Raw genomic sequence first — 16,784 nt, 5'->3', positions numbered from 1 at the left:
GGATGGGGCCACCCCAGGGGGCAGGTCAGTCGTGTCGGGGACCCTGACCGGGGGGCGGGATGAGGGTGGAGCGGTAGGTGCCGGTCTCCCCCTCGGTGAGCGGTGTCTCCAGGGTCAGGCCGGCGGCGGCCATGCGGTCGTACTCGGCGAGGATCAGGTTCTTGGTGCGGTACTCGCCGTACTTTTCCTCGTCCTTTCGCTGGACGATCGGGAAGGTGTCGAGGATGTATGACACATCATCGCGATTGATCCCGTAGAGATGGAAGAAGAAAGCGTCGAGTTCAGCGCGGATCGCAGATCGGCGATTCTCGTCCCAGTGGAAGGGAGCGTCTGTGTCACCAAGGTCGCGGGCGAAGGGACTCATGTCGCGAGCAGTGTAGGTGAGTTCGAGGACTCGGCGCGTAACGAAGCTGAGATGAGGTTCCATCTGCTTCGGGCTCGGCACGGGGAGCTGGTATGTTATGAAGAAGTTAAGGTGAGTTCCGCCCACCTTGAAACGTGCGATGAAGTCGAACACCATCGCCGATGCCGCCGCGCAAAGTGCTGGTGCGTATTTGGCTTGGCTGTTCCCCAAGATCGACACGGGTAGGCTATTGCCGACGCCAGCGTATGGAATAGGGCCAACGATTGCTGTTCTCTCGTTGGTGGCCGAAGTGATGTCGCGCCAACCAAGGAGCCACTTCCTGTCCCAACCTTGATCCGACAGTCTCCTGGCCACGCCTTTATATAGGCGGCCAGTAATGGTCACGTCGCTTTCGGGAACCCAGTTCAATGGCAGAGGTAGGCGGTCCGGATTATTGAGGTCTCGCTCTGTCAGATAACTCGGTTGGTTTTGCCGTTTAGTTGCCGTCTCGCTCTTGATCACATCGGCTACGCGGTGGTTGTAAAACTCCGCCATCTTCGCTTCGTATAGCGGGAGAAGGCGCTCGTCTCCGCGAATCAGGGCGTTGCCATCGAGGCGCCAGCCATCTCTGAGTAGGCTATCGAAGCTCTCGCCATTCTGGATGTCGGGCCGAAAGAGGTGGGATTCATGCGACATGTCGAACATGCGCAAGAATGAGATCCCCCACGGGTTACCGGCTGGCCCCCTCGACTCGTCTAGTAGGACGGGCACTCGCTCATAGATGCCGAGAGTTATTTCGGCATCGCGTCGGGAGCGGAAAACGGGGCATGTTCCGGTGTTTGGATTAAGAAGGTTGATCTCATTGGCTGCTAGCGAGAAGATCCTTCCGGGGTCGGCCAGCTCGGCTGGATCGTGAAGAAAGAAACCGAAATGAGCGGCGGGCTGGTCAATGTTGCATCCGGTCATTGAAAGGATGCAGAATTTCATGCGAGAATCGATAGCCGGGAACAGGCTATTGCGATTCTCGAAATCAAAGAGCACTGCCAGCGACTTTGACGCGACAAGGTCCTTGAAAAAATATTGAGTTCTAGCGTCCGTCGCAATTCCGGTTGGAACGATTACCCCTGTGCGACCGCGAGGGGAGGTCAATGTTCGGTCGTTTTCGGCGAACAAGGAGTAGACGTTCAGATTTCCCTGGCCGGTCAGTGGGTGTCGGTTGGAAACGCGCAAGAAGTGACTCTCGCCGTATACTCGACGTTTTGCGTCCGTGTATGCGTTGTAGAGTCGAATCGTGTCCGGGCTGTCACGGAGCGCCTGAATCTTTTTCTTTCTGGCTGCCGTATTGTTGACTTCTGCAATATCTGGTGCGAGTACCGCGAAGAACTCCGTTTCGGGGAAGTTGACGCTGTCCCACGGCGGATTCCCCACCACCGCGTCGAACCCGCCGGCCCACCCCGTCCCCGGCTGCACACCGGCACCCGACTCCGGGACGGCGAACACCTCCGGGAACTCCAGGTGCCAGTGGAAGAACCGGTACTGGTCCCGCAGCCGCAGGATCTCGGCGTGCGTGGCATCCGGCACCGCCGACTGGTTCCGGCTGCGCAGCGCGCGGAACGCCTGGTCGGTCGGCGCTTCCGGCGCCCCCTCCCGCTTCGGCCAGACGAACGCGGCGCACCACGCATCGGCCGCGTGCAGGTCCTGAACGTACGTCGCAGACTCGACGTAGGCCCGATACGCGGACTCCTGCGCCCGCACCTGTTCCAGGGAGTCGGCCGGCGCCGCGGTGATCCGGGCCAACTCGCCGGCGTACCGCTCGTTGCCCGGCAGCGTGTCCGTGTCGAACAGCAGCTCGTCCTGGCCGGCCCGCTGGGCCTTGTTCCGCTTGACCAGGCCGGCCGCGTACTTCCTGTCGTCGCCCTCGATCGGCTTGAAGGCGTCGTCCGGGACACCGTCCGCCAGGAGCTTCGGCGTCGCGCCGATCAGTCCGTTGCCGCGCTTGACGTGGGCGTCGAGGAAGCCGAGCGGCTTGCCCGGCTCCAGCGCCTCCAGCCACAGCGAGACCTTCGCCAGTTCCACGGCCATCGGGTTGAGGTCCACGCCGTATATGCAGCGCGCGACGACCTCGTGCAGGGCGTGGCGCACGGCGTCGACCGTCGGCTCCGGGTTGCGTTCGCGCACCGACGCCACGCGCTTGGCGATGCGACGGGCGGAGGCGACGAGGAAATGGCCGGAGCCGCACGCCGGGTCGCAGACGGTCAGCGAGAGCAGTTCCGCCAGGATGTCGTCGGTCGGGTCGGGGTGGCCCGCCGCCGTGCCGCGCTGCTCCCCCCGCTTGACCGCGTCGTCGATCACCGGGTCCAGCGTCGTGTCGAGCAGGCACTCGATGAGCGAGGACGGGGTGTAGTAACTGCCCGTCGTCTTGCGACTGTTGCCCGCGACCTCGATCAGCTCGAAGGAGCGGTCCGTCGCGGAGTGCTTGGGCTCCAGCTCAAGCAGCGACTCGTAGACCGAGCCCAGCTCCTCGGCGTCCAGGTGGCGGTAGTCGACGGGACGCCAGCGGCGGGCGCCCGGGTCGCGGACCTGGGCGAGGTGACGGACGGCGGCGAGCAGGGACTCGTTGGACAGCTTCAGGCCGTCCAGCGGCGCGTCGGCCTCCGTGGGGGAGAACAGGCCGCCCAGACCGGGCAGGCCCAGCTCGGGACGGCCGCCCTCCGTGCCGAGGGCGTCGAGGACCATGCGCAGCGCCTCGTACTGGTCACCGTGGGCCGTGCCCTGCCGACGTCGGGCGCGCTCGCGCAGCCGGGCCGAGGAGAAGTACCGCTCGTACGCCTTCCGCTGCCGCTCACCGGCGTTCGGGTCGAGCAGGGCGTCCCGGTCCTCGGCGACGAAGACGAACAGCAGCCGGTAGACGAGCCGCAGCAGGGCGTCCCGGAGCGCCTTGGGGTCGACGTCCTCCCGCAGCCGGACGTTCTCCGGGTGCCGCAGGAACCCGGTCCCGAGCACGGTCAGCGCGTTCTGCACTCCCAGCCGGAGCTGGTCCAGGGCCCGCGCCCCCGAAGTGACGGCCTCCGCACGCCACTTCTCCAGCCAGCACCCCGAGGCCGCCGTCCCCTCCGGCACCTCGAACCGGGAGGCGTGCAGCACGCAGTACAGCAGCACGAACTCGCTGAACAGCTCGCCGTCGAAGACGGCTTCGAGGTCGAAGTCGACGTAGGCGGCGGTCGCGAAGGACGACGAGTCGCGCAGCAGGCGCAGGTGGCGGCCGTTGGTGAGGACCGCCCAGAGGTGGGCCTCGGTGCGGTTGAGGCAGTCCTGGAGCATGGACTGCGCGGGGACCTGGCCGGGGGCCGGGCGCTTGTCCAGCTCCTGGTTCCAGGGTATGAGATGGACCAGGGCCGGGCCGTGGCGGTGGGAGACGGGGAAGCGCTTCTCCGGGTCGGAGTCGGCGGGTATGCCCGCCGCGCCGACCTCGGTCAGCGCGCCGAAGTCCAGCTTGCGGAAGAGCTGGGCGAGCCAGTCGGCGCCGGCCCGGCCGGTGGGGTCGGCGGCGGGGGCGCCGGTGGCCGGGTCGGAGGGCAGGGCGGCGCGCAGGTCGCGCCAGAGCGGCTTGAGGTACTCCCAGGCACGCTCGGCCTCGTCGCGCACGGGCACCGAGGCGGGCAGGCCGTAGTCGGCCGACCTGGTGCCGGGCAGGTTCCGTGCCTCGGCTATGCGCAGCAGCATGTCGGCGGGGAGCAGCCCGCCGACCGTGGTGACGGCGGTGAAGGCCAGGGCGGTGCGGGTGGCGGCGGACATCAGGCTTCGGCTCCGGAGGAGAGGGAAACGGGCTGCTGCGGCAGGTAGACGTACACGCCGAGGACGTCGGCGGGCTCCTGCGGGACGACCTTCAGGCCGCGGACGATCTCCTCGTTGGCCCTGCGCACCCTGCGGTGCGAGGCGTCGAGTTCGGCGGCCAGGCGGGTGCCGTACTCGGTGAGGTGCGCGGCCAGGTCCGGCAGGCCGTCCAGGTCGCGGGAGATGGCGTTGCGGGCGGCCAGCTCGTGGGTGTTGGCGGTGGCGCGGGCCGCGAGGAGGGCGGTGGCCGCGTCGTCGTCCAGCCACCGGGCGCGGGCCGGCACGCCCTGGTAGGCGAGCAGGCGGGCGTCCTCGGCGACGAGCTGCCGCTCGCCGGTGCGGGACGGCAGGGTGAGGTGGAAGCGGTAGCGGACCAGCAGGAGCGTGGTACGGATGGAGACCGCGTCCGTGGTGACCACACCGCAGCGGCGGGCCGGGCGGGGGCCGAGCGCGTTGACGTCCAGCGCGGAGTCCAGGACGTAGGAGGCGAGGGCGCCGATCGCCGGGTCGGTGCGGACCAGGGCGGCCTCGCCGCGGCCGATCGCCGGGGTGGTGCGGAACGGGATCTCGCGGTCCTCCTCCACCAGCCGGTTGCCGAGGGTGGCGGCGAGGGCGTCGCGCAGGCCGGCCGGGGTGCCGCCGACCTGGGCGGTGAAGTCGCCCGAGCCGTCGCGCCCGGAGGACGGCGCGGTGCGGACCAGGGCGTCCAGGTCGCGCAGCGCCTCCAGGGCGAAGCCGCGGACCTCCTCCGCGCCGCCGAGCGCGGCCCGTACGGCGGCGACCTCGCGGGCCACCTCCTCCGGGTGGATGGCACGCTGGGCGTACTTGGACCGGGAGGTCTTCTCCCGGTCCGCGGCCGAGGTCCACTCGCGCTCGATGCGGTCGAAGGACTCCTGGTGGCCGTCCATCTCGAACAGGCTCTCCTGGCTTCCCTGCCGTCCGTGCAGCAGCAGCCACTCCACCACGGCGTCGGTGACGCCGGAGGCCGTCTCGTCGGGGACGGAGACGGAGATGCCCAGGTCCTTCTTGATCTGCCGGTGCTTCTTGAACAGCACCTCCAGGACCTTGCCGTCGATACCGTTGTCCTCGCCGTACATGGTGATGACCCGGACCTGGTCGCGCTTTTGGCCGTAGCGGTCGACGCGGCCCTCGCGCTGGTCGTGGCGGGTCGGGTTCCAGGCGAGGTCGTAGTGGACGACGGCGTCGAAGTGGTGCTGGAGGTTGACGCCCTCGGAGAGGCAGTCGGTGGCGATCAGCACCCGGCGCACGGCCGGGTCGCCGCCCTCCTCGGCCGCCTCGGCGGCGAGCTGCTCGATGCGCTCCAGCCGCTGCTGCGGGGAGAGCGTGCCGGTCACGGCGGCGATCTTCGTCTTCCTGCCCAGCTTGCCGTCGAGCTGCTCGGCGAGGTAGTCGGCGGTGGGGATGTAGCGGCAGAAGACGATCGGGTGGTAGCCCTCGGCGAGCAGCTTCTTCAGGTGCCCGGTGAGCGCCTTCAGCTTCGCGTCCCCGGCCGGACCGACCAACTGATCGGCCCGCTGGGCGAGTTCGAGGAGCCGGGCGCCCGCTTCCTCGGTCTCGGCGGCGCCCGGGGCGACGTCCATGCCCTCCAGCCGGTCGTTGTCGGCGGAGTCGGCGGCCACCGGGGCGCCCAGCAGGTCCGCCTCGTGCGCGGTGCGGGCGGCGGCGGACTCCGAGCGGGTCTTCAGGGTCTGCGCGGCGGCGGCCGGGGAGGACACCATCGAGCGGAGCAGGGCGATCACCGACCACCAGGCGATCCGGGCCTCCCGCCTGCCCTGCTCGCCGGCCCGCTCGACCCGGTCGCGGGCGTAGGCGATGGCGTCGTCGAGCAGTGCCCGGTAGGCGGGGGTCAGCTTGTACGGCTCGTCCTTGGTCCAGCGGTCGGACGGGAACGCGGTCCGCTCGGCCAGGGAGTCGTCGGCGAGACCGTCCTCCTTGGTGAGGTAGTCGCGCACGTCCGCGCGCTTGCGGGCCACGAAGTGCTCGGCCAGCTTCGCCCGGCCCGCCGCCGACTCCAGGTCCACCGTGGCCAGTTCGGGCCGCACCAGACCGAGCAGGTTGCGGAACGCGGACTCCTTGCCGGAGTGCGGGGTCGCGGTCAGCAGCAGCAGGTGCCGGTCGGCGTCGGCGGCGACCTTGCGCAGCAGCTCGTAGCGGAGCTGGCTGGTCGCGGACGACCCGCCGCCCTGCGCGGGGTCGTCGGCGGCCACGCAGGTGTGGGCCTCGTCCACGATCACCAGGCCGGGGCAGTGCCGCAGGAAGTCCTCGCGGTGCCGGGTCGACTTGATGAAGTCGGTGGAGATGATCGTGAACGGGTGCTTGTCGAACAGGGACTGGCCCAGCTCCAGGCCGCGCTCCAGCCGCGACACCGTGGACGCCAGGACCAGTTCGGCGTCAATGCCGAACTTCTCCCGCAGCTCGCCCTGCCACTGCTCGGCCAGCGCAGGGGAACACAGCACGGCCAGCCGGGTCGCCTCGCCCTGCGCCAGCAGCTCCTTGGCTATCAGGCCCGCCTCGACCGTCTTGCCGATGCCGACGTCGTCGGATATCAGCAGCCGTACGGTGCGCTGCCGCAGCGCCATGAGCAGCGGCACGAGCTGGTAGGCGCGGGGTTCCACGGCGATCGACGCCAGCGAGCGGAACGGGCCCGCCCCGGACCGGAAGCCGATGCGCAGCGCCGTGCGCAGCAGGCCGGCGGCGCGCTGGTCGCCGAGGTCGGCCGGGCTCGGCGCCGCGAACTCGGCGGGGCGCACCTCCTCGAAGGCGGGGAAGACGGCCGCGATGTCGTCCTCGCCGCCGCCCAGCGGGCGCAGCACCAGCATGTCGGCGGCGCTCTCGGGCAGCACCACCCATTCCCGGCCGCGGGCGGCGACCAGCGAACCGGTTGTGTACGTGAGGCTCATGAGATGTCTCGGTTCCTAGCGGTCGGAAGCCGGTGAGGCGATCAACGGGCGTGGAAGTAGGCGGCGTTGTGTTCGACGATGGCGTCCCAGTCCGCGTCCGTGGGGAAGCGCAGGACGTCCCAGCCGGCGTCCTCCAGCCGGTAGCCGGCCTCGGTGTCGCGGGTCGAGTCGGCCGGGTGGCCGGGGGCGTCGACGAAGACGGCGAGGCTGACGCCGTCCAGGCGGAAGACCAGGTCGGGGCGGGCTCCGGCCTCCGGGACGAGGACGCCGGCCTCGTCCGGCAGCCGGTGGCCCTTCGCCCTGAGCCAGCCGAGCAGATCGCCGGCCGCGGCCAGGGCGGCCAGGTCCGCCTCCGCCGGGGTCGGCGGGGTGCTCGCGGACGCGCTCGTGGACGCGGACGTGGGCGCGGTCGCGGACGTGGTCGCCGCGCCGCCCGCCGCCGGGGCGAGCCTGCGGAACCGCTCGCTGCGGGACTCGCCGCGGTCCTCCCGCTCGGTCCGGGCGCCGGCCAGCCGCAGCAGCAGCGGATGGGCGGCGTGCCGGCTCAGCCGGCGGTGGTGCGTCTGGTTGGCGTAGGTCAGCAGGCAGGCGTAGCAGCCGCGGGCGCACTTCTCGCCGTCCGCCGGGCCGCCCTCGTCCTCGCCGGTGTCCGGGTCGAAGTGGCAGATCTCCAGGGCGGTGCGGGCCGCCTCGGCGAGGGCGCCGCTGTCGTGCTGGATGCGGCGCAGCACACCGGCGCCGCCCTCCGCGGCCTCCGTGAACAGCAGGCGGCGGCGCGGGCCGTCGTCCGGCGGCAGCAGCTCCGCGGTCAGCTCGGAGTCCTCCAGCTCGAACGCCGCCTCGATGCCCCGCTCCAGCGCGTACAGGAGCGACAGCGCCACCGGCTCGGGCTGCGGCTCGTCGAGGGTGACCACGAGGATGTTGCGGCGGTCCTCGACGTACGGCAGGACCCGCTTCTTGCGGCGCTTCTCGTTGCCGTCCTCGTCGACCACCGGCATGCCGGTGCCCTCGATGGCGTCCGCGGCGGCCCGGTCGTTGAGCCAGCGGCCGTCGCCCAGGTCCAGCCAGTAGCCGTCCGGCTCGCCCTCCTTGTCGCGGACCCGGCCCAGGTTGGTGATGCGCACCGTCGCCGAGTCGCCGTAGTCCAGGTCGAGGACCGGCGCGCCGTCGGCGTCGGCGACGTGCGAGGTGAGGCGTCCCTTGCGGACGCCGTGGTCCTGGAAGGCGTAGGAGGTCTCCAGGCGGAAACCGGCCCTGCGGCGCTCCTCCTCGTCGGAGGAGATCCGCTCGCGCGCGGTGGTGTACACGGTGTGCAGGTGCAGCAGGCCGGTGCGCTTGGTCCCCAGGTCCTCCCCGCACATCGTGCACCTGTCCGCGCCGGGCCTGACCTCGTGGTGGTAGCCGCAGCCGTCGCACCGCTTGGCCTCCGCCGTCGCCAGGTCGCCGGAGGCGTCCGGCGGAAGCTGGACCCGGGTGACCTGGTAGCGGGCGCCCTCGTGGTAGATCAGCGCGCCCGGGCCGAACTCGCGGATCGCGAGGAACCGGGGACGCTGGAGGTAGTCGCCGTCGGCGTTGCGGCGGTTGCCGGAGCGCGGGATGTACGCCGCCAGCGGCAGCCGCGGGAAGCTGTAGCCGGGCAGGAACCCCTCGGACGCCAGGTAGCGGTACGGATTGAAGTCGCTCATCACCGACTTGCTGTCGACGGAGCGGTTCAGCAGCAGGTTCGTCTGCGTCTCCGCCTCCCGGCGGCGGGTGCGCGCCTTGCTCTGCTCGCCGGGGGAGAGGGTGTGGTCGACGACCCGCTTGTTCTGCTCGTACTGGTCGATGACGGCCGCCCGGAACAGGTCGCGCCACCGGTCGAAGGAGGCGTCGAACACCTGAGGGGCCCGTTCGATCCGGTCCTCGATCCACTCGTCGTACCACCAGGTGGTCGACTCGAAGTCCGCGATCAGCGGGGCGAGGACGGTGCGGGCGGCGGTGACCGCCCGCCGGCGGGCGTCCTCGTCCAGGGACAGGTCACGGATGTGCTGGAGGAGCGGCAGCGGCATGTGCGGGTCGGGACGGTCGCCGCCGTCGGGGTCGTAGGCGACGTCGACGACGTCCGGTATCGCGGTGCCGAGCTTCATGCCCGTCTCCGCCAGCCAGATGCCCTGGAGGTGGGAGCGGACCAGGTCCTCGTTGGCGAGGTCCAGCCGGGGCGGGGCCACCTGGCCCGACACCATGTCCTGGGAGCGGCGGAAGTAGTACTGGTCGTGGCTGTTGCCCGTCGCGCAGTACGTGGTCACCAGCGCGGGCTGGCCGGAACGTCCCGCCCGGCCCGAGCGCTGCGCGTAGTTCGCCGGCGTCGGCGGCACGTTGCGCATCATCACCGCGTTGAGCGAGGAGATGTCCACGCCCAGCTCCATCGTCGGCGAGCAGTACAGCAGCGGGAGTTCGGCGTCGCGGAACCGCCGCTCGCGCTCCAGCCGGTCCTCCGGGGTGACCTGCGCGGTGTGCTCCCGCGCGTACAGGCCGGCCAGCTCGGCGGCCGCGGTGCGGTACAGGTCGCGGAAGAACGGGTTCACGCGCGGGCCCTCGCCGCTGCTGTAGGTGCGGGCCAGCGGGTCGATCGCGCCCCGCTCGCCGTCCCCGGCCCGCCAGACCAGGGCGGCGGCCGACACCCGGTAACCGGTGCGCTTCTGCGCCGCGCGGCGGCGGTAGGCCGGACCGGACTGCTCGGGGGCCGCCTCCACCTCGCGGACCAGTTCCGCGTCCCTCAGCACCTTCAGCAGGTCCTCGATGACGGTCTGGACGTCCTCCAGGGGCAGTTCGCGCAGTTCGGGCATGTTCCGCCGCAGGTACTTGCCGAACTTGCCGCGCGCCGACAGGAACAGCGCCGAGCGCTCCATGCCGGGGCGTGAGCCGTAGGGGTAGGCGGTGCCGACGGCCGGCCGGTCGCTGTCGCTCAGCACCCACGGTCCGGTGAGGCGCTCCTCGCTGGCCCGCTGGAGGGTGTCGAAGTCGTCGCGGAAGTACTGGACGTCGATGGCGAGTTCGCGCCGCATGTAGTCGAGGAGCGTGCGGGCGACCTCCTCGCGCAGCGCCGGGTCGGCGTCGCGCAGCACGGCGTGCGCGGACTGCCAGCGCTCGGGGCGGGCGGCGACCCAGTCCAGGTCCTCGTAGTCGATCCGCAGCAGGCCCGTCTGCTCCAGGTTCGGCATGGTGATGCGCCAGCCGCGCTCCAGGTCGCGGTAGAGGCGGTACCCGACGACGTCCCGGAAGGCCTTCGTCGCCCGGCGCTCCATGGAGGGCGGCAGGTCCGCACCCGCCGCGTACTCGCGGGGGCCGAGGCCCATGACCTCGGTGACGGCCTCGGCGAGGTCGTCGTGGTGCAGTCCCTCCTCGCCCGCGCGCACCGCCGCCTGGTAGAGGGCGCCGCGCAACTGGGTCACCTGGGCGAAGTCGTTGAAGTGGCCGGCCTGCAGCGAGGCGTCCTGCCGGTTGTCGACGAAGGTGAGGAGCTTGCGCGCCTCCTTGCCCAGGCTCTCCTCGGGAACCGCCCGCAGCGACTTCACGATCGACGCGGAGATCAGCGAGGTCGCCGAGGAGCGGCCCTCCTGGTCCAGGGTGGCCAGCTTGGCGAAGTCCCGGCCGCGGGTCTGCTCGTAGGAGACCTGGCAGTGCACGCAGAACAGGAACGGCGCGGGCACGAACGCCGCCACCAGGCCCTCGCCCGACTCCTCGCCGCGGGCGTCCACGACGACGCGCTTGGGCACCCGGGGCCTGTAGGACTTCTTGACGACCATCACGCCCTGCGCGTCCGGCTCGAGCCACGACTCCGGCAGCCGCCGGTCGTCCACGGCCTTCTGCGGATCGGCCGGCCACTCGTAGTCCTGGCCGGGCATGCCCAGGTACAGGTATCCCTCGCCCGCGCGGCCCCCGGAGGCGGAGGTGTCCCGGCGCGGCTCGTAGCGGAACGCGCCGCCCTCCTCGGTGCGCCAGACGGTCAGGTACTCCTGGCCGCACTCGCGGCAGAACGCCAGCGGGAACAGCGGCTTGCCGCCGCTGTCCGGCTGCTCCAGCTGGTAGGTGCGGGTCAGCGGCCGGGTGAGCGGATCCTCGAGCGTCGTGTAGACGGTGTCGCCCTTGGAGAGGAACTGGTGCAGCCGGAACGCGAACAGCGGCCGCTCGGTCAGCGGGTGCTTGGCCTGCGCTCCCGCCTCCAGGGTCGTGCGGATCGCCTCGCGCACGCTCTCCTCGGCCACCCCGGACTCCGTGGCCAGCTCGGCCGCCGCCTCCTCGAGCGTGCCCGGGGCACGTCGGCGCAGTCGTCCCGTGCCCTCCTCGCGCTCCAGACCGAACCGGGACTCCACCCAGCGGGCCAGCGGATCCTTCGTCAGCGCCTCGTACGAGCGGGGCGCGGCGGGTATGCGCAGCCGCTCGGCGGGCACGGACGCCGGGGCCTCCTCGGTGGCCCGGACGAGGGTCTCGCCGATGACCCGCTTCGGGAGCACCGTCGTGCCGAACAGCCGGCCGGCGACCCTGGCCACCTCGCGCCGCTGGTCCTCCCAGGAACCCTCGGTGGACATGGTCGCCGAGGTGCCGATGCACTGCAGGGTCGCCGAGGCCCGGCAGGCCTCGCGGACCCGGCGGATCAGGAACGCCACGTCCGCGCCCTGCCGGCCGCGGTAGGTGTGCAGCTCGTCGAAGACGAGGAACTGCAGGCCCTCCGCCATGCGGATCAGGCTGGTCCGGTCGTCCGGCCGGGTCAGCATCAGCTCCAGCATCACGTAGTTGGTGAGCAAGATGTCCGGAGGGTTCCTGCGCAGCTCGCGGCGCTCCTCGGTGGACTCCTGGCCGGTGTAGCGGGCGAAGGTGACCGGCTCGCGGCCCTTGCCGAAACCGTGGCGCAGGTACTTCTCCAGCTCTCCGAGCTGCGAGTTGGCCAGCGCGTTCATCGGGTAGACGACGATCGCGCGCACCCGGCCCCCCGCGTCCGGCCCGGCCGCCTGACGCTCCTTCAGTACCCGGTCCACGATCGGGACGATGTACGACAGCGACTTGCCCGAACCGGTGCCGGTGGTGAGCACGTAGGAGTCACCGGCCTGCGCGGCCTCGATCGCCTGCCGCTGGTGGAGGTGGAAGGTCAGCGGGCGGCCGTCCGGGCGCGGCGAGGTCTCCTTCTTGCCGGCCTGGAAGATCTCCGCGCACTTGGGGTGCAGCAGACCGTCCCGCACCAGGTCGGTGACCTGGCCGCCGTCCGCGAAGAACGGGTTGAGCGAGAGCCACGGGTCGGGCCACTGCGACTTGGCCTTCAGGTCCTCCTCGACGAAGCCGTCGATCCGGGCGTCCCGGATGACCGTGGCACTCTTGGTGAAGCTCGCGTACTCGCCGATCAGGTCGGCGTGGATGCCGAAGACGTCCATCGCCTCGGGCAGGCGCGGCTCCCTGCGCGGCGCGGGCGCCGGGGCGGCGGGGGCGGGCTCGGGGAGCAGGGCGCGCAGCCGCGCCACCGGGTCCATCACCTGCCAGTGCGGAGCCAGCAGGGCGGCCGTGTCGTCCGGGGCGAGCGCGAGCGGGACCAGCACCTCACGGACCAGGGCGGCGTGCTCGGGCCGCAGTTCGGCGTCCTTCTCCAGCAGGCGCTCCACCAGCCGGACCAGCCCGGCGGGCAGGTCCGGACGCACCAGGGTCAGCCGGGGCGGCCGCTCGTGCTGGTGCTGTTCGGACAGTTCGTAGGGGGTCCGCGCGGAGAACGGCGGCCGCCCGATCAGCAGCTCGTACAGGATGCAGCCGAGCGCGTAGAGGTCGGCCGCGGCGGAGACCCGCTCGGCGCGGAACTGCTCCGGTGCCATATAACGGGCCGTGCCGACGCTGACGCCCGTGCTGGTCAGCCGCGTCTGGTCGGGATCGTCGACGATCGTGCCCATGCCGAAGTCGAGGATCTTGACGGTGCCGTCGCGGGTGAGCATCACGTTCGCCGGCTTCAGGTCGCGGTGGACGACCCCCGCGGTGTGCGCGGCGGTGAGACCGGAGGCGATCTGCGTCCCGATGGCGGCGACCCAGGAGACCGGGAGCTGCGGCTCCTCGTCGATGAGGTCCGCGAGCGGATGACCGTCCAGCAGTTCCATGGCCAGGTAGGGCAGGCCGCTGCCGCCCGGCGTCCCGTCCACGCCGCCGTCGACCAGCAGGGTGAGGTTCGGGTGGCCCTGGGAGAGCATGCGCATGATCCGCACTTCGCGGCGGAAGCGGTCGACCTCCTTGCCGGACCCCGAGGCGTCGACCGCGATCCCGGTCCGGCCGCGCAGCACCGTCTTGACCGCCACCTCCCGGTGCGGGGAGTCGGGGGCGGCCCGGAGGTCCTCGGCGCGGTGCACCTCGCCCATGTTCCCGCGCCCCACGATCCCCGTGATCCGGAACCGTCCGCCGACCGTTTCCAGGCCCACCGGCCCCTCCCCGCTTCGCCCGCCCCGTGCAAGATGGGTGTATCCCGCTGGAGAGTACACCTTTTGCTCGTTGGCGATGATGGTACCTCTCCGTTGACGCCGTCAACGACTTGTCAGTCTTTCAGCTCGGATTGTCGTTCAGCGGATGAGGATCTGGGCTGTGTGAGCCCCGGGGCACGAGATGGCTCGCTGTTTTGACATCAGGTGGCTGCGCGGCCACGGGTGTTTGTTCGAGTCGGGCGGGCGCGGTCCCGCTCACCACGAGTTCCCCCACCGATGCCGAGTTGGTGTCCGCGGCTCCTTGGCGCATGGCGTGAGGGGGTGTGGGTCTCGACGTCGATCTGATGCTCTTTCGGGGAAGTCGGCGACACGTCGGTGTGAGTCCTGGACGTGTCGACCCACGGGGTTGTCCGTGCGGCTGGTCGGTGGCCGGCCTCCGAGGGTGGTGTGGCGGCGACGGTGGTCGTAGACGTCGAGGAAGTCGGCCAGGGTTGCGTCGCGTTCGTCGTTGCCACCACGTCCAGCTTCGGGGCCTGGGGTGGCGCACAGGGGAAGCGCCCGTCCCTCGGCGTCGCCCGGTCGGAGCGGGGCCAGGCTTCCCTCCCGTCCAGTTGGTGGCGGCAGGCGCCCTGCGGCTGTCACGAGGTACGGGGTGGGACTTTGCCGTGTGCGCGGTAGTGCAGGATGGGGCTATGTTGACGAGGTAAACGGACTATCGCTAGATTCTCTGTGAGCGCAGGGGAGTGTCGATGCCGTAATGGTCGGCCGCGCACCGCTGTCAGTCATCGCAAAGTGACGAAAGTTCCACGGGAACGCAAAGCGCGGGCATACCCTCGGGGTTACCGCAGGCGGGCCGGGGCGACCCGTGTGCGGCGGAGGTGTCATGGGTGGGGACCCGAATGTGTTGGCAACGGTTGGTGAAGACGGCGGAACGGCGGTACCTGATCCGTACGGGGAACGGCCCCTGCTGACGTCCGCCATGACAAAGGGGTACGACGCCGTGCCCCATGAGGAACGGGATCGGCTGCGGCGCTACCTCGAAGCGGTTGTCGGGGCCCGCGTGGCCCCGGTGCACACCACCGTCGCCTTCAACGCCGCGTACTTCGGGTATGACCTCGGCGGTGACGGCTACGGCGGCAGCCCGCTGCGTCTCGACGACTTTCCAGTGGTCACGTTCGGCGACTGTGCTCCGGTGCTCCCGGTCGGCGCCATGGTGTGTGTCGCCACCGGGTCGGATCCGCTCTACGCCGAGATCGTCTACCGGGAGGGCGCCCACCCGGAGGCAGGACGTCTCGGCGACGTGCCGGCCTGGTTGTCGGGGGCCCCCGCGGGTGCCGAGGGTCCGGGGAGGCCGGGAAGCGGCGCCGCACCACGTCGGACGGAGCTGCTGGTTCCGGACCTGCACGCCTTCGGCCCGGCCCTGAGCCTGTCGCCGGCCCAGCTTCACCGCTTACGCATGCGCCGCCGCTGGATCAACGAGGACGGGCACCTCGTCGTCGACGTGTGTTACCCGTCCGCTGACGCGGCCCGACGCGACGAACCGACGGCGTACATCGAGCATCTTCTGACGACGGCGCGGGAGCAGCTGCTCAGTCCCTCCGTCCCCGTGTCCCTCGCCGCGCTGGCAGGTGGCACGCACGAAGACGACCTGCGCGCGGGCCTGGTCGGTCTCCTCGACACAGTGCGGGGGGTTCTCGGCTCCAGTGCCGTGTTGCGCTTCTGGGGTCACTACGCCATGACCCGGACGGCTCTGGCGGACTGCCGGCGGGACACCGGGCCCCTGGGCGGCGACGACCTGAAATCCCTCGCGGCGACGGTGGAGCACGCGGCCACTCCAGCCAGGCGGCGCTTCGGTCTCGCCGCACCCCTCACCGTCTACACAGCGGTGGGACCGCGGCTGCGCGCGTTCCCCGGAGCATCGGAACCGCTGAGGGGCGTGGGGTATGCGGCCGCGGTATGCCGGGCGAACCTGGCGCTCGCCGACGTCGTCCGAGGAGACAGCGAACAGGGCCTCTTCGAGAACGGCTCGCGAATCTCCCTCGACGACGCGTTCGAGGGCGGAGGCGTGTGGCGGTCCCATCATCCCGGTGACGCGGAGGCACCCGGAGACCCCCTCACCCCGGCCGGACTCGGCTGGAAGTCCACCTTGCCCGCGCCGCCGGAGCCGGAGCCGGAGCCGGAAGCGGAACCGGACCCGGTCGACCTCCCCCTGGCCGACGACGCCTCCCTCGACACCGGCGAGCTTCTGCGCGACGACGAGCTGGAGATCGTCTGGCGGACACCCCTGCGGCTGGCGCACCTCATCGACCGCTGGTCCCCCTTGCACCCCCACGTCGTACAGGATCTCCGCCGGCATCAGGGCGCGCACCCCACGGTACGCCTCGACATCGACCACGCCGGAGAGGTGTTGGACGGCAAGGAGGCGACACAGGACGTCACCGTCGAATTCGGCGACGACTCCGGCCGGTTGGTGGGCATCACCTGGCCCCGAGACTTCTTCCCCGGCCTTCTGCTTGAACTGCGGCAGCTGCGCGGCGGTACGGTGATCAGCCTGGTCACGACCCGGCTCCCGGAGCGGATCCAGGTAGGCGACCGAGAGACCGGGCACCGTTACGACCCTCGTGTGCTCACGAGGGAGGACGCGCCGGGCAGCGACCGTCACCGTGACAGCGCGGTCGGGCTCGGCCCCCGGCAGCTGGTGATGCGCACGGTGCGCCGGTGCGGTCTGCTCACCCTGGACGGTCACGCGTTGATGGACCGTTCGGTCCTGCCGAGTGCGGTCTACGGGTGCCGGCCGACGCGGTCGCAGGCCGTCGCCCTGGACTCGGCGGTCGCGGAACTGCTCGGCGAACGGCTTCTGGAACCGGACCTCGGCAGCCGGGATCCGTGGGGGCAGCCGCACTTCCCGGCGCGCGACAGGGAGCCGATCATTCCGCTCATCGGCTACCGCCCGGCACGACGGCGGGTGATCCGCCCCTGGGGCGGCACGGAACCCGAAGGCGAAGGGTTGCTCGCCATCCAGTTCGTCCCCGGCCATCTGCGCCGTCTGCGGCCGGGGTGCTCGCCCAGTGACGTACAGCGCGCGGCTTTTCGGGAGCACTGCCGCAGACTCGGCAAGGCGGACGGCTGGGAACTTCCCCACGGTTACACGTTCGTCACCGAGCACACGCGCGGCCGCTGACCATTCGCCGCTCCCGGACCCCACTCTGCTCGTCTTCCCTCTCTCCTCTTCTCCTCCGTCCCCCTTGAAGGCTCCTCGGC

General features: G+C 70.9%; 4 protein-coding genes. 1 reads left to right on the top strand and 3 read right to left on the bottom strand.

Annotated features, from left to right (window positions below; genetic code table 11):
* Positions 1-25 precede the first annotated feature (25 nt).
* Genes ACF061_RS23525 through ACF061_RS23515 form a run of 3 tightly spaced genes read right to left on the bottom strand, consistent with a single transcriptional unit; the run spans position 26 to position 13,523 of the window.
* The gene (locus tag ACF061_RS23525; RefSeq protein WP_392268909.1) at positions 26-4,138 is read right to left on the bottom strand and encodes an Eco57I restriction-modification methylase domain-containing protein; all 4,113 of its coding nucleotides are present in this window, start codon (positions 4,136-4,138) and stop codon (positions 26-28) included.
* Positions 4,138-7,098, bottom strand: a complete 2,961-nt coding sequence (locus tag ACF061_RS23520) for a DEAD/DEAH box helicase (RefSeq protein ID WP_392268908.1) — start codon at positions 7,096-7,098, stop codon at positions 4,138-4,140. Before ACF061_RS23520 ends, ACF061_RS23525 begins: the two co-directional genes overlap by 1 nt.
* Before the next feature lie 41 nt (positions 7,099-7,139).
* Positions 7,140-13,523, bottom strand: coding sequence for a protein kinase (locus ACF061_RS23515; RefSeq protein ID WP_392268907.1), 6,384 nt, complete (start codon positions 13,521-13,523; stop codon positions 7,140-7,142).
* 1,000 nt (positions 13,524-14,523) lie between these two features.
* Here ACF061_RS23515 and ACF061_RS23510 point away from each other — a divergent pair.
* The gene (locus tag ACF061_RS23510) at positions 14,524-16,704 is read left to right on the top strand and encodes a hypothetical protein (RefSeq protein ID WP_392268906.1); all 2,181 of its coding nucleotides are present in this window, start codon (positions 14,524-14,526) and stop codon (positions 16,702-16,704) included.
* Positions 16,705-16,784: the final 80 nt, after the last annotated feature.

Source organism: Streptomyces sp. NPDC015220, from assembly GCF_043079345.1.
Classification (GTDB): Bacteria; Actinomycetota; Actinomycetes; order Streptomycetales; family Streptomycetaceae; genus Streptomyces.
This window is presented reverse-complemented; position numbering and strand designations above follow the sequence as displayed.

What these genes read in the sequence shown, in the direction of transcription:
- ACF061_RS23525 (WP_392268909.1), bottom strand. Translation starts at nt 4,138, where the DNA reads ATGTCCGCCGCCACCCGCACCGCCCTGGCCTTCACCGCCGTCACCACG.
- ACF061_RS23520 (WP_392268908.1), bottom strand. Translation starts at nt 7,098, where the DNA reads ATGAGCCTCACGTACACAACCGGTTCGCTGGTCGCCGCCCGCGGCCGG.